Raw genomic sequence first — 248 nt, 5'->3', positions numbered from 1 at the left:
TGGGGGCCACGTCGGGTGGCGGCGGGTGTCGGTGGGCCAGGCCAGGTTGGCCCTGCACCTCCCCGCCGTAGATGCGGCCCGTGAGGCCCTGGAGGCGCAGCTGCTGGTAGGGCAGGGTGGCCGAAGTGGCACCGACAGCTGGAAGTTGATGGGGGCCACGTCGGGTGGCGGCGGGTGTCGGTGGGCCAGGCCAGGTTGGCCCTGCACCTCCCCGCCGTAGATGCGGCCCGTGAGGCCCTGGAGGCGCA

1 protein-coding gene is annotated in these 248 nt (G+C 74.2%); it reads right to left on the bottom strand.

The genetic code is table 11. The annotated features are described in order from the left end of the window. Window positions 1-248: hypothetical protein (locus BEN49_RS28205; protein ID WP_158022981.1), on the bottom strand; the 248-nt coding region annotated here is incomplete at both ends.

Origin of the sequence: Hymenobacter coccineus, assembly GCF_001816125.1 — a bacterium.
GTDB lineage: Bacteria > Bacteroidota > Bacteroidia > Cytophagales > Hymenobacteraceae > Hymenobacter > Hymenobacter coccineus.
The sequence above is the reverse complement of the archived record's forward strand: the minus strand, read 5'-3'. Positions and strand labels throughout refer to the sequence as shown.